16 protein-coding genes are annotated in these 22,568 nt (G+C 70.1%); 6 read left to right on the forward strand and 10 right to left on the reverse strand.

The features are described from left to right. Nucleotides 1-46: 46 nt before the first annotated feature. Nucleotides 47-3,790: an isoleucine--tRNA ligase gene (ileS, locus tag JYK02_RS38630; RefSeq protein ID WP_207057974.1), complete on the reverse strand. Its 3,744-nt coding sequence runs from the start codon at nt 3,788-3,790 to the stop codon at nt 47-49. A 166-nt stretch (nt 3,791-3,956) separates the two neighbouring features. Here ileS and JYK02_RS38635 point away from each other — a divergent pair, with 166 nt between their 5' ends. Then, complete coding sequence (locus JYK02_RS38635) at nt 3,957-5,129, forward strand: glycosyl hydrolase (RefSeq protein ID WP_207057975.1); 1,173 nt, start codon at nt 3,957-3,959, stop codon at nt 5,127-5,129. A gap of 10 nt (nt 5,130-5,139) precedes the next feature. Here the strand turns inward: JYK02_RS38635 and JYK02_RS38640 are convergent, their stop codons facing one another. The 5 genes from JYK02_RS38640 to JYK02_RS38660 all read right to left on the reverse strand — a co-directional run bounded on the left by JYK02_RS38640 (nt 5,140) and on the right by JYK02_RS38660 (nt 10,310). Further along, nucleotides 5,140-6,726 (reverse strand): SDR family oxidoreductase, encoded by a 1,587-nt coding sequence (locus JYK02_RS38640; RefSeq protein WP_347402682.1) that lies wholly within the window; start codon nt 6,724-6,726, stop codon nt 5,140-5,142. A gap of 80 nt (nt 6,727-6,806) precedes the next feature. Next, nucleotides 6,807-7,997: a hypothetical protein gene (locus JYK02_RS38645; protein ID WP_347402683.1), complete on the reverse strand. Its 1,191-nt coding sequence runs from the start codon at nt 7,995-7,997 to the stop codon at nt 6,807-6,809. A 79-nt stretch (nt 7,998-8,076) separates the two neighbouring features. Beyond that, nucleotides 8,077-8,505 (reverse strand): YciI family protein, encoded by a 429-nt coding sequence (locus JYK02_RS38650; RefSeq protein WP_207057976.1) that lies wholly within the window; start codon nt 8,503-8,505, stop codon nt 8,077-8,079. A gap of 82 nt (nt 8,506-8,587) precedes the next feature. After that, the gene (locus tag JYK02_RS38655) at nt 8,588-9,502 is read right to left on the reverse strand and encodes an SMI1/KNR4 family protein (RefSeq protein WP_207057977.1); all 915 of its coding nucleotides are present in this window, start codon (nt 9,500-9,502) and stop codon (nt 8,588-8,590) included. 49 nt (nt 9,503-9,551) lie between these two features. Beyond that, on the reverse strand, nt 9,552-10,310 hold the full coding sequence (locus tag JYK02_RS38660; RefSeq protein WP_207057978.1) for an SDR family oxidoreductase: 759 nt from the start codon (nt 10,308-10,310) through the stop codon (nt 9,552-9,554). A 100-nt stretch (nt 10,311-10,410) separates the two neighbouring features. Between JYK02_RS38660 and JYK02_RS38665 the strand changes: the two genes are divergently transcribed. Beyond that, nucleotides 10,411-11,316, forward strand: a complete 906-nt coding sequence (locus JYK02_RS38665) for an AraC family transcriptional regulator (RefSeq protein WP_207057979.1) — start codon at nt 10,411-10,413, stop codon at nt 11,314-11,316. Between the two features lie 93 nt (nt 11,317-11,409). Beyond that, the gene (locus JYK02_RS38670; protein WP_207057980.1) at nt 11,410-11,997 is read left to right on the forward strand and encodes a regulatory protein RecX; all 588 of its coding nucleotides are present in this window, start codon (nt 11,410-11,412) and stop codon (nt 11,995-11,997) included. Between the two features lie 9 nt (nt 11,998-12,006). Here the strand turns inward: JYK02_RS38670 and JYK02_RS38675 are convergent, their stop codons facing one another. Further along, nucleotides 12,007-14,457 carry an acylase gene (locus tag JYK02_RS38675; RefSeq protein WP_207057981.1) on the reverse strand — a complete coding sequence of 817 codons (2,451 nt, stop codon included), beginning with the start codon at nt 14,455-14,457 and terminating at the stop codon, nt 12,007-12,009. Between the two features lie 181 nt (nt 14,458-14,638). On the opposite strand from JYK02_RS38675, the gene JYK02_RS38680 reads away from it, so the two are divergent. Beyond that, nucleotides 14,639-15,610 carry a YybH family protein gene (locus JYK02_RS38680; RefSeq protein ID WP_207057982.1) on the forward strand — a complete coding sequence of 324 codons (972 nt, stop codon included), beginning with the start codon at nt 14,639-14,641 and terminating at the stop codon, nt 15,608-15,610. A 9-nt stretch (nt 15,611-15,619) separates the two neighbouring features. Here JYK02_RS38680 and JYK02_RS38685 read toward each other — a convergent pair whose 3' ends face one another. Beyond that, the gene (locus JYK02_RS38685; protein WP_207057983.1) at nt 15,620-16,507 is read right to left on the reverse strand and encodes an HNH endonuclease; all 888 of its coding nucleotides are present in this window, start codon (nt 16,505-16,507) and stop codon (nt 15,620-15,622) included. 215 nt (nt 16,508-16,722) lie between these two features. Between JYK02_RS38685 and JYK02_RS38690 the strand changes: the two genes are divergently transcribed. Next, nucleotides 16,723-18,174, forward strand: coding sequence for a glycoside hydrolase family 6 protein (locus JYK02_RS38690; RefSeq protein WP_207057984.1), 1,452 nt, complete (start codon nt 16,723-16,725; stop codon nt 18,172-18,174). Between the two features lie 31 nt (nt 18,175-18,205). Continuing rightward, nucleotides 18,206-19,564 carry an alginate lyase family protein gene (locus tag JYK02_RS38695; RefSeq protein WP_207057985.1) on the forward strand — a complete coding sequence of 453 codons (1,359 nt, stop codon included), beginning with the start codon at nt 18,206-18,208 and terminating at the stop codon, nt 19,562-19,564. 219 nt (nt 19,565-19,783) lie between these two features. Here the strand turns inward: JYK02_RS38695 and JYK02_RS38700 are convergent, their stop codons facing one another. Further along, nucleotides 19,784-20,977: a FadR/GntR family transcriptional regulator gene (locus tag JYK02_RS38700; RefSeq protein WP_207058360.1), complete on the reverse strand. Its 1,194-nt coding sequence runs from the start codon at nt 20,975-20,977 to the stop codon at nt 19,784-19,786. Nucleotides 20,978-21,422: 445 nt separating this feature from the next. Beyond that, nucleotides 21,423-22,433, reverse strand: coding sequence for a hypothetical protein (locus JYK02_RS38705; RefSeq protein ID WP_207057986.1), 1,011 nt, complete (start codon nt 22,431-22,433; stop codon nt 21,423-21,425). Between the last annotated feature and the right edge of the window lie 135 nt (nt 22,434-22,568).

The following is a 22,568-nucleotide window of genomic DNA, read 5'->3' on the forward strand; positions in this document are numbered from 1 at the left end:
AGGTGCCCACACCCTCCCGGTCCTCCCGGCTCCGGACTTCAGCGGCTCAGGCGCGCTCGACGCGGAGCTTCGCGGGCAGGCCGTTGAGGCTGGCCTCTTCCTCGGAGCCGGTGAGGCCCTGGGGGCCCACGTGGATCTCCGAGGCCAGCGTCTCGCGGGCAATCTCCTCGCGGGCCGCGTCGACGACGCGCTTCACCCGGTCATCGCCGTCCACCCACAGGCGGATGCGGTCGGTGTAGCCCAGGTTCATGTCCTTGCGGCTGCCCTGCACGCGCGCCAGCAGTTCGCGCACCAGGCCTTCGTCCACCAGGGCCTCGGTGAGCTGCGTGTGCATCACCACCACGCCCACGGCTCCGCCCGCGGCGGCGTAGCCCGGCTGCGCCTCCACCAGCGTCTCCAGCTCCTCGGCGGGGAAGACCATGTCCTCGCCGCCCACGTTCAGGGCCACCTTGCCCGTGGTGAGCAGCTCGTGGTGCAGCGCGCGGCCGTCGCCTGAATCGAACGCCTTGCGCACCGGCGCGAGCTTGGGGCCCAGCCGGCTGCCCATGGCGCGCAGGTTGGGGCGCACGCGGTAGCGCACCACGTCCGCCTCCGGGCTGCCCGGCTCCACCAGCTTCACGGTGTGCACGTTCAGCTCGTCGGAGATGAGCGCCTGGTACACCGCCACGCGCTCCGTCAGCTCGCGGCGCGACAGGATGACGTCCGCGCGCGACAGCGGCTGGCGCACCTTGAGCCGGTTGTCCGTGCGGACCTTGAGGCCCAGCGACACCAGCTCGCGCACCGCGCCCATCTCCGCGGCCAGCCCCTCGTCGATGAGGCTTGCGTCCACGTCCGGGAAGCGCGCCAGGTGCACGCTCTCCGGCTGCGACGCGCCCCACGGCTTGCCCACCAGGTTGCCCCACATCTCATCCGCGAAGAACGGGATGAAGGGCGCGGACAGCGCCGTGATGGTGGTCAGCGCCTCGTAGAGCGTGAAGTACGCGTCCTGCTTGTCCTGCTCGAAGCCCGGCGCCCAGAAGCGCTCGCGGCTGCGGCGCAGGTACCAGTTGGACAGCGCGTCCACCAGCGCCACCATCCGCTGGGCCGCGTCGTAGACCTGGTACGTGTCCAGCGCCTTGGCCACGTCGCGCAGGGTGAGCTGCACCTCGGAGAGGATCCACCGGTCCAGCACGGGGCGGGCCTTCACCTCGCGCCAGCCCTGGCTCTTGCGGATGGCCAGCCACGGGGCCTCCGTGGAGCCCGCGTTGCCCTTCGCCGGGTGGAACCCGTCGATGTTCGCGTAGATGGTGAAGAACGAGTAGACGTTGCGCAGCTTGACCTGGAAGTCCTTCTGCAACAGCCGCACGTTCGCCAGCGAGTGGCGCGTGTTGGACCAGGTGGGGCTGGCCGCGTAGAAGAACCACCGGAACGCGTCCGCGCCCGGCGCCTTGGTGGCGGGGTCCTTGAGCACCACGCGCTCGGAAGGCGCCAGCCGGGGTACCTCCACCGGCATCACGTCCACGCCGCGCTTGGAGGGCTTCACGTCCAGTTGCTGAAGCTCCTGCGGCGCCAGCAGCACCACGCGGCGCTTGAGCTTCTTGTGCACCTTCACCGTCACGCTGACGGGGGCGTCCGGCCGGTCCGGGCGGAAGAGCTGCACCTTCGCGCCCTCCTGCGTGTCCAGGCCCTCCAGGTCCTCGCGCGCGATGAGCGCCACGCCGGGCTCCGCGGGGACGCCGGCCTCCGTGGCGGTGAGCACCGCGAAGTCCATGCGCACCTCGTCCAGGATGATCTCCGGCGGGGTGTAGTTGCCCTTGGACTTGGACTCCTTCTTGCCCTCCTTGTCGGAGACGTGGCCGAGCACGATGCAGCTCTTGTACGGCATGGGCCACTCGCGCTTGGGCGTCAGGCCGATGCGCTTCTGCGTCTCTTCGTCGAAGAGCAGCGTGCTGACCATGAGCAGCGAGTAGAACCAGCCGCGCGTCTGGTCGATGGCCTCGGAGATGAAGTCCGCCGGGAAGGCCCGGTTGAAGATCTCCTGCGAGCCCGGCGTGTGCGGGAAGCCCCACTGCGCGAAGGGCATGCAGCCCGAGTCGAACCACACGTCCACCACTTCCGGGACGCGCTGGAACTTCCCGCTGGCGCCGGCCTTCTCGTACGTCACCTTGTCGATCCACGGCTTGTGGACCAGCAGGTGCTCCGCGTTGGACTCGTGCGGCTTGCCGGCGAGGAAAGCCTTCAGCTCCGCCTCCACGGCGGCCACGTTGTTGCCCGGCTTCTGGCGCAGCTCCGCGATGGAGGCCACGGCCTCCGTCTCACCCGTCTCCGAGTGGATCCACAGGGGCAGCGGCGTGCCCCAGTAGCGCTCGCGCGACAGGGCCCAGTCCACGTTGTTGGCCAGGAAGTCGCCGAAGCGGCCGTCCTTGATGTTCTCCGGGACCCAGTTGACCTGCTGGTTGTTGGCCTTGGCCTGCTCGATGACGGAGGTGGTGCGGATGTACCAGGCGGGGCGGGCGTACTGGATGAGCGGGTCTTCATCCGCGCGCCAGCAGAAGGGGTACTCGTGGCGGTACTGCTCCGTGTGGATGAGCAGCCCGCGCTCCTTCAGGTTGCGCTGCAGGTCCTTGTCCGCGTCCTTCACGAACTTGCCGGTGACGAGCGGCACCTCTTCGGAGAACGTGCCGTCCGGCTTCACCGCGCAGCGCATGCCCAACGCGTCCGGGTCCTGGAAGCGCGTGGCGTCCTTGCGGTAGGCCCGGTAGTCGTCCTCGCCGAAGGCGGGCGCCGTGTGGACGATGCCCGTGCCGCTGTCCAGCGTGACGAAGTCCGCCGGAATCACGCGCCAGCCCACCGTGTCCTGCCCGCCGTCCTTGAGCGGCAGCGTGGCGTCCGACTCCTTCGCGAAGTACGTGTCGAAGGGCGGCGTGTAGCGCTTGCCCACGAGGTCGCTGCCCTTCTGCGTGGACAGCACGGGCAGGTCCTTCTTCAGCTTCTTGGCCAGCTCCTCGCGCAGCGCGGCGGCGAGGATGAGCTTGCGGTCCCCCGCGTCCACGGTGACGTAGTCCACGGACGGGTTGACGGCCGCGTACATGTTGGACGGCAGCGTCCAGGGGGTCGTCGTCCAGATGAGCAGCGACGTGTCCGGGGCGTCGCGCAGCGGGAAGGCCACATAGACGCTGGGGTCGTCCACCGTCTTGTAGCCCAGGCCCACTTCGGCGGCGGACAGCGCGGTGCCGCCGCGCGGCCACCACCAGACCACCTTGTGGCCCTGGTACAGCAGGCCCTTCTTGTAGAGCTCGGAGAGCGCCCACCACACGCTCTGCACGAAGCCGCGGTGATAGGTGACGTAGGCCTCGTTGAGGTCCACCCAGAAGCCGATGCGCTGGGTCAGCCGCTCCCACTCGGAGGTGTAGCGGAACACGGACTCGATGCAGCGCTCCGTGAAGGGCTCCACGCCGTACTTTTCAATCTCCGCCTTGCCGTGGATGCGGAGCTCCTTCTCCACCTCCACCTCCACCGGCAGGCCGTGCGTGTCCCAGCCCGCCTTGCGCGGCACGTAGTGGCCCCGCATGGTCTGGTAGCGCGGGAACAGGTCCTTGATGACGCGCGTGAGGACGTGGCCGTTGTGGGGCAGGCCGTTCGCGGTGGGCGGGCCTTCGTAGAAGACGAAGGAGGGCTTGCCTTCGTTCGCCTTGAGCGATTTCTCGAAGATGCCGCGCTCCTTCCAGAAGGCCAGGATGCGGCGCTCCTCGGCCGGGAAGTCCATCTCCACGGGGACCGCGTTGAACAGGGGCGAAGGCGTTTCAGGCATGGTGGCGTGCTTGATACCACCGGCCCGGCCCTTTGGCAGTGAATCCAGGGCCTTGCGAACCCGCCCGCACGCCGGTGGACAGATTTGCCTAAGCTGAAATACGTGTAATTCGTGCTGGGCTGGTGGCACCCTGGCCGCTCCCCGGGCAGCCGCTGGAGGTCCCCACGTGACGCACGTCCCCCCGAAGCCATCCCTCATCTCCCTCCTGGCGGCGCTGGTGCTCTGCCTGGGCGCGGGCCCCGCGAGCGCGCAGGTGTCCCGGACGCTGAGCACGCCGGGCCCCACGGCGCAGGCGCAGCGGGTCTACAACCTGCTGACGGACCTGGAGAACAACAGCCGCAACGGTGGGACGAAGCAGACCATCCTGGGCCAGCACTGCGAGGCCCAGAAGGAGGCCTACGCCGGGGAGTACTGGGTGAAGGTGGGGGACATCTCCGGCCGCCGCCCGGGCTTCGTGGAGTTCGACTTCGGGCCGGGCAACTACCACGCGACGTACGCGGAGCCGTACGTGGACTACGCGGTGGGCTTCGCGCGCGACCGCTTCATCTACGGCGAGGGCATCGTGGGCTTCAGCTTCCACCAGTCCTACCCGGGTGCGTCGGTGAAGAGCTGGGAGAACACCTTCCGGCAGTCGTGGATGGACTCGAACTGGTTCGGCCGGGTCATCAACTGGCAGGCGAACACGGCGGAGTACCAGGCGCTGCTGAGGGACTTGTCCTTCGCGGCGGACAAGCTCGCGTACCTCCAGCAGCAGGGCGTGCCGGTGCTGTTCCGTCCCTTCCACGAGATGAACAAGAAGGGGAGCGCGTCGCCGTTCTGGTGGGCCAATCAGGATCCCGCCCAGTACAAGCAGCTCTGGATCATCGCGCACGACTACCTGGTGAAGACGCGCGGCCTGAAGAACCTCGTCTTCGTCTGGTCGCCGTACGAGTGGGACGGGACGTACGGCGGGGACCCGTGGAACTACTACCCGGGCAACGACCGCGTGGACGTGGTGGCCGTGGACATCTACCACGGCAATCCCTACTTCCCGGCGCAGTTCTACACGGGGCTCGCGGGCTACAACAAACCGCGCATGGTGGCGGAGACGGACAAGCTGCCGGTGCGCTGGGGTGACAGCCGCTACGGCACGGTGTCCGAGTTGGACGCGCGTCCGTGGGCCATCTACTCCGTGTGGGGCGACTCGCTCGTCTACAACCTGGGCACGACGAGCCCCAACGACTGGAATGTGTCCAGCAGCTACAAGGCCATCAAGGACACGTATGGGTATTACAGCTCGTACTGGCGCGTGCTGACCGGCGGGAGCAACGCGACCTACAACTGGGGCGCGCTGCGCTGAACGCCAGCGCTCACCAGTCCGTGGGGCGGTAGTCCTTGAAGAAGTTGCCCCAGACGTACTCGCCGGTGTTCACGGCGGTCATGATGGGGTCCACCACGCGCGCGGCCCCGTCCACGATGTCGAGCGGGGGCTGGAAGTCCAGCTCCTGCGTCTTGCGGTCGGCGAAGCGGGCGGGGTCCTCGTCCGTCACCCAGCCGGTGTCCGCCGCGTTCATGAAGATGTTGTCGCGCGCGTAGTCCGGCGCGGACGTCAGCGTCATCATGTTCAGCGCGGCCTTGGCCATGTTGGTGTGCGGGTGCCGGTCCGTCTTCGTCCAGCGGGAGAAGCTGCCCTCCATCGCGGACACGTTGACGATGTGGCCCGGGCGCGAGCGGTCCTTCAACATCAGCGGCTTCAGCTTCCCGCACAGGATGAAGGGCGCCACCGCGTTCACCAGGTGCACCTCCAGCATCTCCGCGGTGCGCACCTCCGACAGCTTGAGGCGCCACGAGTTCGTCGCCCGCAGGTCCACCTGCTGGAGGTCCGCGTCCAGCCGGCCCTCCGGGAAGAGGGCGCGCGTGTCGCCCTCCTGCTCCATGGCGTAGGGCATGAGCGACAGCGCCGCGGAGGAGTGGATGCCCAGCGCGGGGTCGCTGCTGCGCCAGGTGGCGGTAGGCAGCGCGGTGTTCCCGACGTCGCCCGAGCCCAGCGCGGGCCGGAGCGCGGCGACGCAGGATTCGTGGCCGGCGAGCAGCGGGCGCAGCTCCGGGGCCAGGGTCTTCAGGTCGCGCAGCTCGCCGTCCAGCAGGTGCTGGTAGAAGCCCGGCGGCCGGCGCACGGTCTGCGCCGCGTTGTTGATGAGGATGTCCAGCCGCTCGTGGGTCTGCTCGATGTGGCGCGCGAACAGCTCCACGCTGGGCGCGTGCCGCAGGTCCAGGCCGTGCACCTGGAGCCGGTGGGCCCAGTCCGCGAAGTCCGGCTCGCGCGCGTAGCGGTGCACCGCGTCCTTGGGGAAGCGCGTGGTGGCGATGACCGTGGCGCCCGAGCGCAAGAGCATCAGCGACGCCTGGAAGCCAATCTTCACCCGCGCGCCGGTGATGAGCGCCACCTGTCCGGTGAGGTCCGCGCGCTGCGTGCGCCGGGCGTAGTTCAGGTCGCCACAGGGGATGCACATGGCGTCGTAGAAGAAGTGGACCTTGCGGAACTCCACCTTGCACACGTAGCACTTGCGCGGCACTTCGAGCAGGCGCTCCGGCGCCGCTTCCGGCGGCGGCGCGGGCAGCACGGGCAGCGTCAGCACCGGCGCCTTGCGCAGCACGCGGATCTCCGTGCTGGAGCGCACGGCGCGGTCGTTGGCGCGCACCACGTCCTTCTTCTCCTTGCGGAGCGCGTTGACCATCCGCGACTTCGTGGCCTTGTCCGGGTGGATGAGCCGGCCCGCGGCGGCCATCAGCGCGTGGTGGTCCTCCTGGGGCAGGTGGTGCAGGAGCGCGCGGTGCTCGGCGAGCGTGCTGAGCAGCGCCGTGGCGCGGCGCACGTCCTCCACGGACACGTCGGGGGGCGGGGCCGGGTCGGTGGCGGACGGGGGCGGGAGGTTCTCGACGGCCGGGTTCTTCACGCCCTGGTGCTTACCCTCCCGGGCGCTCCAGGGAAAGGCGCGGCTCACGCGGGCCTGGAGGGCGGGCGGCCGGGCCTGCTTCAGCCCAGGCCCAGGCGGGGGAGCGTCACCTCGCGCACGCGGGGGATGCGGAAGCGGTAGAGGAACGCGTCCGCGAAGTAGTGCGCCAGCACCACGCCGTTGGTGGCGAGCACGGCCAGCGACCACAGCGGCTGCTGCCGCAGGAAGAAGTCCGTGGCCGCGCCCTGCGTCACCCCGTCCACCAGCGTGACGAAGGGGCTGTTGACCAGGCCCACCACGATGATGGGCGCCATGAGGGCCAGCATCGCCGCCCACACGCGCGGGCCGCGCAGGCGGGCCGTCGTCTCCTGGGGGGTGGGCTGGAGCATCCGGCCGGTGAGGAAGAAGTACTCCAGGCCGTGGATGCCCGCGGTCAGGATGGAGCCCCACAGCGGCCAGACGATGTACACCGCCACCACCGCCACGTGCGCCAGGACGTAGACGCGCCGGGGGCCGCTCTGGCCCGGAGGCCCGCGCAGCGCGAGCACCAGCTTCGCCGCGAAGACGCCCCAGACGGCGAGCAGCACCCAGGTGAGGCCGTGCGGCAGCGAGCCACTTTCGGCCTGGCCGATGTTGAGCATCGGCCGTGCGCCCAGCGCGTCGGTGACGGGCAGGGCCAGCGAGCGGAGCATCATCAGCGTCAGCGCGACGGGGACGAAGTGGCGCTGGAGTGTGCGCTCGGCTTCGGAGAGCGGCGGGGCGCCCGCGGCGCGGGCCCGCAGGCCATGCAGCGCCCACAGCCCCTTCACCTGCGACAGCGTGTGGTGCGCGGCGAGGACATGGATGCCCGCGCCGAGGAGCAGCGCGAGGAGCGGGGCGTGCGCGTCTCCGTACCAGAGCAGCCCGACGGTGAGCAGGAACACCGCCGACGAGCCGCCCACGAGCAGCCGGGACTGGGTGGGCGTGGTGTGCAGCAGCTCGCGCCGGGTGCCCACCAGCAGGAAGGTGAGGATGACGTGCGTGCCGTTGAGGAAGACGTACTGCGACGTCCACCGGCCGATGCGCTGGGCGAACCCGTGCGAGCCCTCGCCGGTGAGGCTGGCGAGCCAGACGGAGGCGAGGAGCAGCAGCGCGGGCAGCAGCAGGATGCTCAGGTCCGCCCGGGGCGAGAAGAGCCACAGCCCCTGGAAGCGCAGGGACGCCGGGGCTTCGGAGGCTTCGAGCGCGGGGGCGGGCAGGGTGGCCATGCGCGCGGCAGTATAGACGCGCACGGGACGGGGAGGCTCCAGCGGGCCTCCTCCCCAGGTCAGCGGGCGGGGAGGCTCAGGGCGCTCCCACGTCACGGAGGGGTCACGACGACTTCTTGAACGTCTGGCTCCAGGTGGGGGCCACCTTTTCGATGAGTGTCACCAGCTCCGGCGGGATGTCGCCGGTGCCCGTGAGGGGACGGACCTCCATCACGTCGTCGTTGCCCATGCCGCCCGGGTAGCGGCGTGCCCACGCGATGGCCTCTTCCTTCGACTTCACCTCCAGCACGTAGAAGCCGCCGATGAGCTCCTTCGTCTCCGCGTAGGGGCCGTCCTTCACCGTGGACTTGCCGTCCTTGAAGACCACGTGCGCGCCCGGGGAGGGGCTGAGGCCCTCGGAGGCGATGAGCACGCCGGCCTTGTGCATCTCCTCGTTGAACTTCATCTGCGCGATGAAGACGGCCTCGTCGAACGGGACGTCCGAGTGCGTGGGCTCGATGGTGGACGGGCGGGGGATGAGCATGAAGCGCATGGGGGCTCCTGGGATGGGGGCGTGACTCCATCCGCACGACGAACGGCCGCGCCGCGGATCGACACGGGACTTCAGGGAAGGGTCACTGCTTGGGGTAGCGGACGTGGATTTCCGACTGCGGCGGGGGCTGGCCCTGGGGCAGTTGTTGGTCCACGGCGGGGGCGCCGGGTTGCTTCGTGGGCCGGATGATGAACTGGGTCGGTCCGTCGATCACGTCGCGGGTAACTCCCCGGGTCTGCAGCGCCACCAGGTCATCCGTCAGGTGTCCTTCACCGCTGAAGCCGGAGATGAGCCGGGTGCCCTTCTCGTCCGTGAAGACGGCCTTCTTGACGTCCGTCTTCGCCAGCTGCGCGTTGATGCGCCGGAGGAAGTCCGTCAGGTCCCTGGCGATGACATGGTGCACGTATTCGCGGGTGCCGAAGTTGATGATCTGCCCCTTCTGTCCCTTCGGCCCGGGCGCGAAGTCGTAGCCGAGGAAGTCCCCCTGGGTGTCGGTGAAGAGGGGAATCCACTGGCGGACGAGGAAGTGGTCCTGGACCGTTCCCGGTGTGAAGGAACGGGTCTGCCAGTCCGCGTCCGCGAGCCCCTCGATCCCGGGGAGCACGTCCTGCTTCCAGAAGAAGGAGATCTGCTGGAGGGAGAGGAAGGAGTGTCCCAGCATGCTTCCCTCGTCGGCGAAGGGGTCCTGCTCACCATTGTTCTCCAGGTAGAGCTGCTTGAAGTCCTCGGGCAGCTTGACGCCCAGCTCGGCCTCCAGTGCCTGGATCTGCGCGAGGGTGGCGGGGCCGTTGAGCTGCGCGTGGTACGCCGGAACGTTGCGCCGCAGCCAGGCCTTGTACTTCCGCCACTCCTGGAGGACAGCGGGGACCTGCTTGCCTTGCGCGACGGTCGTCCGGGTGGACTCCGGCGCGGGCTGGGCCTGGACGCGGCCCACGGCGCTCAGCGAGAGCAGCAGCGTGGTTACAAGAAGCAGGGAGCGTGGGCTCGGGACCGTCATGGGCATGGGGACCTCAGGAGGCGGGGCTCCTGAAGCATACCCTCCGGGCTCAGCGCTGGTTGGCCATGGCCACCGCGTCCGCGCCCGCGGGCAGGCGGAGCGGAGCCGACGGGTCGTTCACCGCGCGCCAGATGCCCTCCGCCACGTCCTGCGACCGGGTGACCGGCCCCGAGGCATGCGCCGTCCTCTGCTCGAAGATGCCCCGCACGAAGTCCGCGTACGCCTCCGGGACGGTGACGCCCTGGTCCCGCATCCGGGCCTGCGCGTTCTGCCCGAAGGGCGTCTCCGGGGACCGGCCCGGAATGACCAGGCTCACCCGCACCCCGATGGGCTGGAGCTCCAGCGCGAGTGACTCCGTGAACGCGTTGAGCGCCGCCTTGCTCGCGGTGTAGACGGCGAGCAGCGGGAGCGGCTTGAACGTCGTGCCCGACGAGACGTTCACGATGACGCCCGCCTTGCGCTGCCGGAACTGGGGCAGGAACGCCTGCGTCAGCGCCATCACGCCGAACACGTTCGTCTCGAAGGTGTTGCGGACCGTCTCCATCGACGTGCCTTCGAAGACGCTCATCAGGCCCACGCCCGCGTTGTTGACCAGCACATCGATGGGGCCGGCGGCCTCCGCCAGCGCCTGGACGCTCTTCGGGTCGTTGACGTCGAGCGGGAGCACGCGCAGGTGCTCGGAGCGGGGCAGGACGTCCTCGCGCGGCGTGCGCATCGTGGCGATGACCTTCCAGCCTCGCTCGAGGAAGTAGCGGGCGGTGTCGAGGCCGAAGCCGGACGAGCAGCCGGTGATCAGAATCGTCTTCATGGTGTCTCCTGGGGAGTGCGGTTTCCGGTGACGGATATACGGAGCGGTTTCCGGACCTGCTACAACAGGGAGTCCAGATTTCATTCGCAGGAGTCCGGCCATGGTGGATCCGCTCGCCGAAGTCGTCACGCTGCTCCAGCCGGGCGCGCCGTTCTCCAAGCTCGTCAGCGCCGCGGGCCGCTGGAGGGTGCGGCGCGCGGAAGCGGGGCGGCCCTTCTACTGCGCGGTCCTCATGGGGCGGATGCGCCTGGCCATCGACGGGCGCGAGCCGGTCATCCTGGAGAAGGGCGACTTCGTCCTCGTCCCCGCGGCGTTCGACTTCACGACGACGAGCGTCGAGCCGCCCAAGGGGAAGCAGGAGACGCCGCGCCTCGTGTTGCCCGATGGGGAGATCCGGAACGGGGAGCACCACGGTCCGCCGGATGTCCGGCTGATGGTGGGCTACTGCGTCTTCGCCTCTCCGGACGCGAGCCTGCTCGTGTCGCTCCTGCCCCAGTTCGTGCTCGTCCGCGGTGAGCCGCGGCTCGCCTCCCTCGTGGAGCTGCTGCGGGAGGAGTCGCGGGAGCGGCGGCCCGCGCGCGACGTCATCCTCGCCCGCCTCATGGAGGTGCTCCTCATCGAAGCGCTCCGCTCCACGGCGGGCACCGCCGCGTCACCGGGCCTGCTGCGCGGGCTCGCCGACGAGCGCCTGGCCGTCGCGATCCGCCGGATGCACGAGCACCCGACCCGGGCGTGGACCGTGGCGCAGCTGGCGAAGGAGGCCGCGCTGTCGCGTTCGACGTTCTTCGAGCGCTTCAGCCGCGCGGTGGGGGTGGCCCCCATGGAGTACCTGCTCGGCTGGCGCATGGCCCTGGCGAAGGACCTGCTGCGGCGCAAGAAGGAGGTCACGGTCGCGGAGGTCGCGGAGCAGGTCGGCTACGGCTCCGCGAGCACCTTCAGTGTGGCCTTCACCCGCCACGTCGGACTGCCGCCCACGCATTACGCGCGAGGACAGGCGGCGTCGTGAGAGCAACCGGACGGACGGGCCCCGGTCGGATTCCCTGGGGGGACACCGGACGTGGCCCCATGGGTCGGACCCGGGTGGTAGAGCTGTCCCGCCATGGATGATCCAACGGACAGGGACACGGAGCGCCGCCGGGAGCCTCGCAAGCCGAAGCCACCCCGGAAGGTGTCGCCGCGCTACCTGGAGAACGCGGCGCTGCACTACCTCAAGCGCTACGCGGCCACGGTGAGCCAGCTCAAGCGCGTGCTGATGCGCCGGGTGGACCGCTCCGTGAAGTTCCACGGCACCGACCGCGCGGAAGGAGTGGGCTGGGTGGACGCGCTGGCGGAGAAGCTCATCCGCAACGGCCTCATCAACGACCGGACCTACGCGGAGACGCGCGTGCACTCGCTGCGCGCGTCCGGCCGCAGCGCGCGCGTCATCACCCAGAAGCTGCGCATGAAGGGCGTGGCGCCGGAGCTGGTGCAGGAGAAGCTGGCGGAGGCCACGCAGGACGTCTCCGAGGACGCCGCCGCCCGCATCTGGGCGCGCAAGAAGCGGCTGGGGCCCTTCCGGCGTGACCTCAGCACGCGCGCGGAGCACCGCCAGAAGGACCTGGCGGCGCTCGCACGCGCGGGCTTCTCCTTCGCCATCGCGAAGCGCGTCATCGACGGGACGGCGGACGACCTGCCGCCCCGCGCCTGACGGCCTGGACTACTCCTGGAGGTGCGTGACGCTCAGCGCCGGGTCTGCGGCGATCTCCGCCTCCGTGAAGCGCCGGTCCACCCACTGCTTCTGGGAGAACATCGCCGTCTGGTCCGCGTACCAGGGCGAGGCCGGGTTCGAGGACTGCGAGTAGGTGAGCACGGACTTCGCCACGGGGCCTGAGTCCGTGAAGGACACGGCCATGACGAAGCTGGAGCCCAGGACGGGCTCGTAGGTGGCGTCCGGCAGGATCTGGTTGGAGATCTGGTTGAAGCAGCCCTCGTCGTGGCTGCAGCCGTGCACCGGGTAGAAGACGCCGTTCTTGCGCTTGCCCTGCACGGCGCCCGTCGCCGCGTCCAGCGCGACGCCGCGCTCGCGCAGCGTGCGGATGGCGGTGCCCAGCGCCTGGGCCACCTGCGGGTTCAGCGTGTTGAGCGTGCGCGGCGTGTTGACGGGGTCGTTCGCGTTGAAGGGCACGACGTATGGCCCGCCCGTGATGCCCACCGTGTTGAAGATGAACACGCGCCAGAGCAGCTCACCCCGGCTGTCCACGTCGCCCTTCAGGTCCCACGCGGCCAGCACGGGGCAGGCGGGGCGCAGGTCCTCGAAGGTGAGGTCCGGCATCAGCACGAAGGGCGTGCGGCGGCACAGCGCCACCGCGGCGTCGCGCAGCAGCTCGCCGGAGTAGTTGCGGTTGTTGAACATCACCGTCTGGAGTTGTTCCAGCGTGAAGCCCTGGCCCTCCAGGCCGTCCGTGCCCGCCAGGCGGCCCTGCACCATCTTCAGGCCCAGGCGCGTGCGCAGGCTGCGCTGGTTCTTCTCACCGCCCAGGATGCGCGGGAAGCCGGTGAGCGGCTGCGCGGGGTTGGGCAGCCAGTAGCTGTCGTTGGAGTTGGTGACGTAGTCGGCGCGCTGCAGGCGCGGCAGGCTCCCGGGCCCGAAGATGCCCGGCTCCACCGCGTCCGCGTCCGTGCCCAGCGCGCAGTCCGAGCGCGAGCCGTCCAGCACCGGCAGCCCCGCGGACTGGAGCACCAGCAGCGGGATGGGGGACAGCACGCAGCGCGCGAGCTTCGCGTCGCTGACGTGCGGCACCACGCTCATGTCCGCGTAGTACGCGCGGCCCTGCGCGTCCGCGGCGAGGGTGTTCACCCACGGGATGCCCTGCCAGGTGTCCTGCGCCGTGCGCAGCTCGTCCACGTTCGCCGCGCGGTCCATGGCGAAGAAGGCGTCCAGCAGGCGCAGGTTCGTGGCGTTGGCGTCATGGAACGCGTAGCCGGTGAGGCCGTTCCACGTCATCAGGCCGGAGGGGTACTCCAGCATGGGGCCCAGGTGCGAGCGGTAGAAGGTGTGCTGGCGCGACGTGAGCGTCCCGTCCGCCTCCTTCGCCTGCACCGTCACGGTGCGGGTGGTCATCTCGCGGATCTGCCCGTCGTACAGGTACTTCGTCGGAGCGCCCGGGACGAGCTTCAGCTCGAACGGGGTGAAGCGGTACGCGGTGGAGACGGTGTGGCTCCAGGCCAGCGTCTCGTTGTGGCCAATCAGGATGGCGGGCACGCCCAGCAGGCTCACGCCGCTGACGTTGAGCTTGCCCGGCACCGTGAGGTGCGCCTCGTAGAAGCGCTCCGAGCCCTCCCAGGGGAAGTGCGGGTTGGCCAGCAGCATGCCCTTGCCGTTGCGGGTCGCCTGCGCGCCCAGGCCGAACGCGTTGCTGCCCAGGCCCAGCGACTCGGAGCTCGGGAAGACGTTGCGGTCCAGCGACGCGGGCACGGGCAAGGGCAGGGGCAGCGTGCCGTCCGGCAGGAGCGACGGCGGCTTCGCGTCCACCAGCGCGTCCAGGAAGTACAGGGAGCTGGCGAAGAGGCTCAGCTGGTAGTAGCGCAGGTACAGGTCGCGCTCGGTGATGGGGCGCACCCAGGCGGCGCCGCGGCAGCGCGGGTCCGTCAGTCCGTCCACGCCGACTTCCGCCAGGTAGCGGTTGAAGCCCGCCGCGTAGCCGCGCACCAGCTCGCGCGCGTCCGGGGAGGGGCCCAGGGGCGGCGGCTTCGCCAGCAGCGCGTCCACCGTGCCGTCGTCGATGATGGCCTGGTAGAAGAAGTCGCTCTTGAGGTTGTTGTACTGGCTGCCCAGGGCCGCCAGGTACGTGCCGTCCGGCCCGAAGTAGCGCGCGCGCTGCGCGTTCACGGTCACCAGCGCGTCCATCAGCGCGCAGAAGTTGTCCTGCGCGAACGCGTAGCCGTAGCCGTAGCCCACGCCCGCGAAGTCGTCCGCCAGCACGTGGGGGATGCCGTGTGACGTCCTGCGCACGGTGGCGGAGAGGCTGCCCGCCGCCAGCTTCACCGACGCCTTGGGCCCCTCCGGCGCCGGGGGCGCCGCCGCGCGCGGCTCGCACGCCGTGGCGCACATCAGCGCCACCAGCGGCAGCAGCCGGGCGCCGCCAGTCCTTCCGTTACGTCCATCCATTCGAGGAGTTCCTTTCACGGGGGAGAGAAATTCCCTCCTAATTGTAGAAACGCATGATTCCTGGATCGCCCCCGCCGCGGGCCGAGCGGAATCCCGTGTTTACGTGTATGGCTCGGGGCCGGGAGCCCGGGGTGCCGGCCATGGCGCGCGGGCCCGGTGTTTCACGAAAGGAAACCAGCACATGAAACGGATGTTCGCGGGCGCGCTCGTCGTCGCGGCGTTGGGGACCCTGGGGTGCGGTGGGGCGAAGGCCTCCGGGCCGGGCGCGGAGGCGGGGGCCGCCACGGCGCGGCAGTCGCTGGAGGACCTGCGCGGGGGCCTGAGGGCGGCGGAGCAGGCCCTGGCGGACGCGGCGGAGAAGGCCGGCTCGGCGCAGGCGTACGCGGACTTCGCCGCGGAGGATGCCGTGCTGCTGGTGGACGGTGCGTACGCCCAGAAGGGCAGGGAGGCCCTCCGCGCGTGGCTGGCCGCGCACCCGCTGGAGGCGGAGGGCAAGGTGCGCCTGGCGCCGGTGCGCTGGGACGTCAGCGCGGACGGGACGCTGGGGTACTCGCTGGGCAACGTGTCCGTGGAGTCGGGCGGCACGTCGGTGCGGCCGGTCGGGCGCTACATCACCGCGTGGAAGCGTCAGCCGGACGGGCAGTGGCGCGTGGTGGCGGCGGTGCACAACGCCTCCAAGGCGGCGCTGACGCCGCCCGCGGGCTTCACGCCGTCCTCCACGCTGCCGGCCCCGGAGCCGCGCGCGCTGGCGCCCGCGCAGGTGCTGGAGGAGGCGAAGGCCGCCGACCGCGCGTTCGCCGCGCAGTCCGTGGCCGAGGGCATGGGCAAGGCCTTCATCGCCTACGCCGCCGAGGACGTGGTGATGCCGCTCGGGGCCGCCGGCATCTTCGGCCATGATGCCGTCGCGAAGGCGTACGCGCCGTTCACGCCCGACAAGATCGACCTGCGCTGGGAGCCGGTGCTGGGCGACGCGGCGGGCTCCGGCGACCTCGCGTACACGGTGGGCCGCGCCGTCGCCACCGGCAAGAACGAGCAGGGCCAGCCGGAGGTGGACCACGTGAAGTACCTCACCATCTGGCGCCGGCAGGCCGACGGCCAGTGGCGCTACGTCACCGACGGAGGCAACTCCAGCCCCGGCCCCCAGGGGCCGTGAGGCTCGCGCTCAGCCCTTGAAGACGTGTTCGCGGTGCCACCTCAGGTAGCTGGGGTGGGGCCGCCATTCAGGCCGCTCCGGCAGCCGCAGCCGGCGGTGGGGCTGGACGAGCCGGCCCAGGTCCTCGGGCACGCCGTGGGTCGCCAGCAGGACGCGGTGCTCGTCGTCGACAGAGACGAGGCCCCGGTCGAACATCCAGTGCACCGTGCCCGTCAGCGCCAGCCCGTTGCGGACGGAGTCGGGGCCGTGAGAGGCGACGGGCTGGATGTGCGCCGCCTGGACCTCGGGCCGTCCGCCACCGTTGATGAGCCTCAGCCCGGAGATGGCGCAGGTCTGTTCATAGGCTCGGCGCACGTTGTGCCGGAAGGCGTCGTCCCGGAAGGGGCGTGAGACGACCAGTTGTTCCAGCGGACGCTCCGGATAGACGGGAAGCGGCTCCGCGACGCCGGGCACGGGCGCTTCCCACGGGGCGTAGTCCCGGCGGAAACCCAGGCGCGTGATGAGCTCGAACTCCGCGTCCTCCAGGGGCCGGACCGCGCGGCCAAACGCGCCCTTGTTGGTGCTGCCATCCGCCTTGCGCAAGGCCTCCTCGTAGTAGCGGTCCCCCTCCCGGAAGGGCACGGCGTGGTCGAACTCGAGGAAGTCCTCGATGAGCGCGTAGAAGTGACCGGGCTGGGTCCTGTCCTCCTCCACGTCGCGGACCCTCGCGACGGCGAAGTAGGCCTGCCGCCCGTTCGAGCTTCTCGGGCCGCTGGCCCTGCGGGGCTCGTAGTAGAGAATCAGCTCCCCGACGGCGGCCTCCACCTGCCGCAGATACGTGCGCGGGAAGTGGTAGCGCACCTCGGGCTGGTCGTCATACGCCGAGCCTTCCGAGGTGGTGAAGACAGCCTTCGCCATGCGGGCCCCATCCAAGGTCGCGGGAGCGCCAGGTTAGAGCCCTGGATCCAGGGTGTACATGCCCACCAGCCCCGGCGCTGTCCCCACATGGCTGGCCCCTCGCCGGGCCTGTCCCGGCAATATTCCGCCAAGAGCCGAAATAGCTGCTTAGTCTTGTATTCCGGACTGGTGCGCCGCATGAAGGGAACTCCCCGTGCTGAGGAGCTTCCCCCTTCATGCGTTCCCTCCGCTTCCTGCGTCGGCTGTCGCTTCCGTTCGTGCCGCTGTTCGTGCTCGCGGCCTGCGGTCCCTCCGAGTCCGTCACCTCCGGGTCTCCCGCGCTCAGCGCACAGGAGGCCGCGCTCACCGAGCTGCTCGTCAACGGCGGCTTCAGCTCCGGCGCGACGGCGCCGTGGTGGAACAACGCCAGCACGCAGTCGTATGTGGAGGGCGGCCGGTGGCGCGTGGACGTGGCGGCGAACACGGCCAACCCGTGGGACGCCATCGTCGGGCAGAGCGGCCTGACGCTCACCGCCGGGAAGACGTACACCCTGGCGTTCACCGCCACCGCCACGGCCACCATCACCGCGCGCACCACCGTGCAGCAGGAGGTGGCGCCGTACGCGTCCACGCTCACGCAGTCCTTCACGCTGGACGGCACGTCGAGGCGGTTCACCTTCCCGTTCACGTCGTCGTTCTCATCGGGGCAGGGGCAGGTGACGTTCCAGTTGGGCGGCCGCGCCAACGCCGTCACGGTGCGGCTGGATGACATCTCGCTCACCACGGAGAGCAGCGGCACGGGCTCCGGTCCGGTGGCGATGACGAGCGGCTTCTACGTGGACCCCAACTCCAACCCGGCCGTGTGGGCGCGCAACAACAGCGGGGACGGGCGAGCGGCGCGCATCAACGCGTCCATCGCCTCGAAGCCCATGGCGCGCTGGTTCGGCAACTGGAGTGGCGACATCACGCAGGCCGTGTCCGGCTTCGTGGCCGCGGCGGACGCGGCGGACAAGCTGCCGGTGCTGGTGGCCTACAACATCCCCGGCCGCGACTGCGGCAGTCACTCTGGTGGCGGGGCCGGCAGCGCGGATGCATACCGCACCTGGATCGCCGCCTTCGCGGCGGCCATCGGCAACCGGCCCGCGGTGGTCATCGTGGAGCCGGACGGCGTCGCGCAGCTCGACTGCCTCCCCAACGACACGGAGCGCGCCACGCGCCTGAGCCTGATCCGCTACGCCTCCGAGCAGCTGCGCGACCGCGCGCCCAACACCTGGACGTACCTGGACGGCGGCAACGCGCGCTGGATTGCCGCGGACACCATGGCGCAGCGCCTGGAGTCCGCGGGCGTGCGCAACGTGCGTGGCTTCTCCATCAACGTCTCCAACTTCTACCCCACGGCGGAGTCCGCCACGTACGGCAACGCGGTGAACGCCGCGCTGAGCAGCCGCTACGGCTATACGCGGCAGTACGTCGTGGACACCAGCCGCAACGGCAACGGCTCCAACGGCGAGTGGTGCAACCCCGCGGGCCGCAAGCTGGGCGTCCCCTCTCAGACAGGTGGCGGCGCGGAGCTGCTCCTGTGGGTGAAGACGCCGGGGGACTCGGATGGCCAGTGCGGCATCGCGCCGGGCACGCCCGCCGGACAGTTCAGCCCGGACCTGGCCACCCGCCTCATCGACGGCACGTGATCCGCGCCCGCTCCCGAAAGGACCCGACGACATGACGCTGAATCCACGGTGGCTGCGGACCCTGGTGCTGGGCGTGGTGGTGGTGGGCGGCGCGGCCTGCGGACCCGAAGACGGGACGGAGCCGGCCCTCGCGCAATCCGAGGCGGAGGCCACGGCGCTGCCCACGGCGGGCGGCGGCATCTTCATCACGGCCGCGGAGCTGACCCGCGCCAGGACGCGGGCCACCGCCACGACGGAGCCCTACGCGGAGAACGCTCGCATCCTGAAGGGGCGCGCGGATGCGGCGCTGACGGCGACGCCCCGGCCGTTCCGGATGACGGACGTCTCCACCATCACGTACCACTGGTGCTCGCCGGACACGGACGGCATCGACAACTCGCTGGCGGACGCGACGGGCAAATTCACGGACGACGCGGACCGGATGCGCACGCTGGCGCTCCAGTACGCCGTCGGCGGGGACACGAAGTACGCGGCGCGCGCGGCGCTGTTCCTGAAGACGTGGGCATCGCAGCACACGCCCGTGAACCTGCACGACCTGCACGTGGACTACGCGGCGGCGAAGCTGGACGGTCAGACGCAGGACTACTGCTCCGACCGCCCGTGGAACTTCGCGCTGGACGGCGTCTTCCAGGCATACGGCCTCATCAACGCCAGCGACGCGTACGTGCTGCTCAAGCGCAACGGCTACGCGCTCTCCGCCGCGGACGACGCGGCCGTGCGCGAGTGGCTGCGCAAGACAGCGGAAGCGGTCAACTCCAGCTTCCAGGCCTGGACGCGCTGGGCGGACGCGCACCCCACCTCCAGCGCCTTCACCCGCTACCGCTCCGACAACCACCTGAGCTGGGGCCTGGCGGGCCTGATGGCCGCGTCCGTGGCGCTGCAGGACACGGCGCTGGCGGGCTACGTGCTGGACGGCACGGCGTGGACGGACCGCCGCAACGGTGCGTACGCGAACCCGTCCTTCATCAAGGACGTCATCAACCGCGCCATCGAGTCCGGCACGGGCACCGCCAACGAGGGCCGCGTCTACGAGGAGAAGATCCTCCGTGACCCGCCCATCGGCTACTCGCTCTTCCACCTGTGGGCCATGTCGCTGGTCGCGCGTAGCGCGGAGGTGAACTACGCGCGGCCGGGCTTCTGGGACTACGCGGGCACGGGCGGAGGCAGCATCCACAAGGCCTACACGCGCTACGCGGCCTTCATCCTGGGCGAGCGCGCCTCGCCCCAGGCCTCCGAAGGCCCGCCGAAGGACTACCGGTGGCTGTACGAGCTGGGGTACGCGAAGTGGCAGGAGGCGCGGCTGAAGAGCGTCATCCAGGTGGGCACGCGCAACCAGTACATCCTCCAGAGCATCGGCCCCGTCACGCTGGTGGTGGGCGCGGCCCTCTAGTCAGGCCGCCAAGCGAACGTGGATACATCCGACGCGCAATCATGGTGTGGATGTGTCCACGTTCAATCGACGCACGCGCCCCACTCAGGAGCGCGTGTGTTGCTTTCACGGGCGACGTGAAGAGTCGTTGCTGCCAGAAGGAGATGAACTCGGGGCGCAGGCCCCGGAGGAGCCGGTAGCACGCGGTTCACTGGACCGGTGGATCTGTGTCGCCAGGAATCAATCCGCCGGTGTTGCACATCGCCCTATGGGCTTGTCCGCAGGAATTGATGGGTGGGAAGCCCTCGACTGGATTCCGCCAGTGCCCTCCCCACCGGGTTCGCGAGGGGAGAGCCCCGGAGCGGATGTAAACCCCGGTACCTCGCTGTCCGGCTCCATTGAGACGGCATGTTCGGGAGCACAGGGGACAGCACCAGGCGCCGCATCGGCTTGCACGTTGACGCCAATGCCATGCTCCTCAACGCAGGAGATGGCCGCTAATGCCTCATCCTGCTCGGCAGCGGAGAGAGGGGCGCTGGAGCCACGAGTCTCAATGCTGGTGCCCTCCTCGAATGACTCGGCCTGCCCGGTAACGGACTGGCAATTGCCAGGCTCAAGCATCTCGATGCGGGTGAGAGCCTCGGGCGCATTGTCCTGTGCCGAGGTCGACGTGTGAGCGCCGGGGCTGCACTCCTGCGCTTCAGGGGCCTCGGCAGAGACATTCTCCCGAGGACGTGGGGCGAAAGAGCCGAGCACCCGCGCATCACACGCCTTCAGCAACACCGGCAGTTGGTGCTGAAGAGCCTGCATGTCGCGCTCGTTCAGAGCGTGCATCGCGCACCGGGCCCACTGGCCCAGGGCTTCGCCGCCCATGACGGGCAGCAGCCGGGCCTCAATGCCCCTGAAGGCCCTTTGCAGCGATTGGATGAGGAGCAGGTGCCCGGGACGCGCAGCCACCTGGGCCGCCAGCCGCAGCAACTCGAACTCCAGCTGGGCGCAGCGCTCGCCGGGGTGCCAGCGCGCCGCGTCCCAGAGCGCGTAGCAGACGGACTCCAACCGGCCCACCTCCGACTCGGAGGCGTTCGCGCAGCAGTCGGCCAGAAGCTCCGCCAGCACCTGACGCTTGAGGCTGAAGAAGCCCTCCAGCAGCCGCCGGCCCTCCTCGGAGCGCGCGGCATGCAGCGCCAGGCCCAGATTTTCCAGCGTGAGCGATTCGTCCAGCGCCACCGCTCGCGCCTGGCGTCCGGGGTGCTGCACCACCAGGCCCCGTGCCGCCAGCCGCCGCAAGGCCTCGCGCACCGTGCCACGGCTCACGCCATACCAGTGCGCCATCACCCGCTCCGAGGCCAGCCGCCCGTTCCTCGGCAGCCGTCCCAGCGCGATGTCCTGCTCAATCTGCTGCTCCACATACGCCACCAGCCCCACCCTCACCATCTCCGCCGCCCTTCTCGCCGATGCTTTGCGCATCCAACCAGAGGGGTCTGACATGGACGGGACGAACTGGGGGACCCGCCCTCCGGCGCCGGGCGATGCGAACTGGTCCGACAGTCGGACCAGTTGGGCGACGCCGGTCCCGGCAGGCGCCTCTGTTCGCGGCTTTACCTTGGTAGCCGATTGCGCACCTCGTGGTCCGACAAGGCAGACTCGTCGGGCGGCGCCGCTCCCTGCGGGGCTTCTGCCCCTCGCGCGTCGTCCTGGCATCCCATTGCGCACACCGCTGCTGCGCTGCGCGAGGCTCGCGTCTTCGTGGAGGATTCCAGGCCGCACGGCTCGCCCACGAACCTTTGCCGACCTGACGGGCCCTCGGAAAGGCAAACGCCTTCCCCCGCGTGATGGCTGGGGAAGGCGTTGGGTGGCACAGGGAATGCTCGCGTGAAGCCTAGCTGGACTCGCTCACGCTGAGGCGACGGCTGGCGCCGCCGTTGCCCTTGCCCAGCGGCTGGGTGTGCTCCAGGTTCGTGCGCGCCAGGGCCTCGCGCTCTTCCTTCGTGTTCGCGGAGCGGTCCTTCTTCACGGTCATCACACCGCCGCTGTCGTGCTTCTCCTGGGCCTGGTCGATGCTCTTCTTCAGGTCGCTGGCCTTCACCCAGTAGGCGCCGTTGACGGGGTCGCGCACGCGGTAGAGGTCGTCCTCCGTGCTGTTCGTCAGGCCCGGGTTCACGCCGTCGATGGTGAGCCAGTGCAACTCGCCGCTCTCCGGGCCCTTCTCGCCTTCCTCCAGCGTCGTGTTGAGCAGTGCGTTGGAGTCCACCAGCGCCAGCGCCATCTGCCCGCGCTTCAGCGCGCCGCTGAGCGCGTCGGTGTTGCACTCGTCGAAGCCGTTGGTGACCTTGATGCCCATGGAGCCCAGCATGGCGCCCATCTCGTCCGGGGTGGCGCCGTCGTCCAGGTTCACCTGCACGCGGTCCTTCACGCCCGCCGTCTCCGACGTGGCCAGCGTGTCCGCCTTGTTGCGCACCTTCTCCCGGGCCTCCTGCTGCGTCAGCGGGGCCGCTTCTTCCGCGCCGGCCTGCTCCAGGTAGGTGAGGGTGGCCTCCGCGCAGCCCTTCTTGCTCGTCTGGGCAACGGTGGTCTGGGGCGCGTTCCAGCCCTCCTCCTTCTGGGCGTCCGTCGCCAGGTTGGCGGGGACCGCGCTGGGCTGGGCCGCCGGGTCGGTGCCCGGGGGCGGGGGGGCGGCCAGGGACGGCAGGCCCATCTTCTTGGCGCGCTCCGCCTCGAAGGAGTCCAGGTAACGCCCTTCGGCGGCGTTGAGCGGCTTGGCGTCCGGTGCGTCCGGCAAGGGCTCCTTCACGGACTTGGCGGCGGCCGCCATCTCCGCGCGGGCCTGCTCCTGGGCCTGGCGGATGCGGGCCATGACCGAATCGATCTTGGAGCCAATGTTGAGGGCCACGGGGGTCTCCTGTCGCTTCTGGGTCTTTTTTCTCCCGCATTATCCGCGGGAGACTTCGGAGGTTGCTTCCGGATTACAGGATCTGAAGGGAACGCGCGATTTCCGACGCAACCAGGCGGGCGTCCGGGCCGAAGA

This window comes from Corallococcus macrosporus, from assembly GCF_017302985.1.
Lineage (GTDB): Bacteria > Myxococcota > Myxococcia > Myxococcales > Myxococcaceae > Corallococcus > Corallococcus macrosporus_A.

Excerpts from the sequence above, each read along its gene's own strand:
- JYK02_RS38665 (WP_207057979.1), top strand. The coding sequence starts at position 10,411 with ATGGTGGATCCGCTCGCCGAAGTCGTCACGCTGCTCCAGCCGGGCGCG.
- JYK02_RS38695 (WP_207057985.1), top strand. The coding sequence starts at position 18,206 with ATGACGCTGAATCCACGGTGGCTGCGGACCCTGGTGCTGGGCGTGGTG.
- JYK02_RS38650 (WP_207057976.1), bottom strand. The coding sequence starts at position 8,505 with ATGCGCTTCATGCTCATCCCCCGCCCGTCCACCATCGAGCCCACGCAC.
- JYK02_RS38690 (WP_207057984.1), top strand. The coding sequence starts at position 16,723 with ATGCGTTCCCTCCGCTTCCTGCGTCGGCTGTCGCTTCCGTTCGTGCCG.
- JYK02_RS38675 (WP_207057981.1), bottom strand. The coding sequence starts at position 14,457 with ATGGATGGACGTAACGGAAGGACTGGCGGCGCCCGGCTGCTGCCGCTG.
- JYK02_RS38685 (WP_207057983.1), bottom strand. The coding sequence starts at position 16,507 with ATGGCGAAGGCTGTCTTCACCACCTCGGAAGGCTCGGCGTATGACGAC.
- JYK02_RS38660 (WP_207057978.1), bottom strand. The coding sequence starts at position 10,310 with ATGAAGACGATTCTGATCACCGGCTGCTCGTCCGGCTTCGGCCTCGAC.
- ileS (WP_207057974.1), bottom strand. The coding sequence starts at position 3,790 with ATGCCTGAAACGCCTTCGCCCCTGTTCAACGCGGTCCCCGTGGAGATG.
- JYK02_RS38655 (WP_207057977.1), bottom strand. The coding sequence starts at position 9,502 with ATGACGGTCCCGAGCCCACGCTCCCTGCTTCTTGTAACCACGCTGCTG.
- JYK02_RS38680 (WP_207057982.1), top strand. The coding sequence starts at position 14,639 with ATGAAACGGATGTTCGCGGGCGCGCTCGTCGTCGCGGCGTTGGGGACC.
- JYK02_RS38700 (WP_207058360.1), bottom strand. The coding sequence starts at position 20,977 with ATGGTGAGGGTGGGGCTGGTGGCGTATGTGGAGCAGCAGATTGAGCAG.
- JYK02_RS38670 (WP_207057980.1), top strand. The coding sequence starts at position 11,410 with ATGGATGATCCAACGGACAGGGACACGGAGCGCCGCCGGGAGCCTCGC.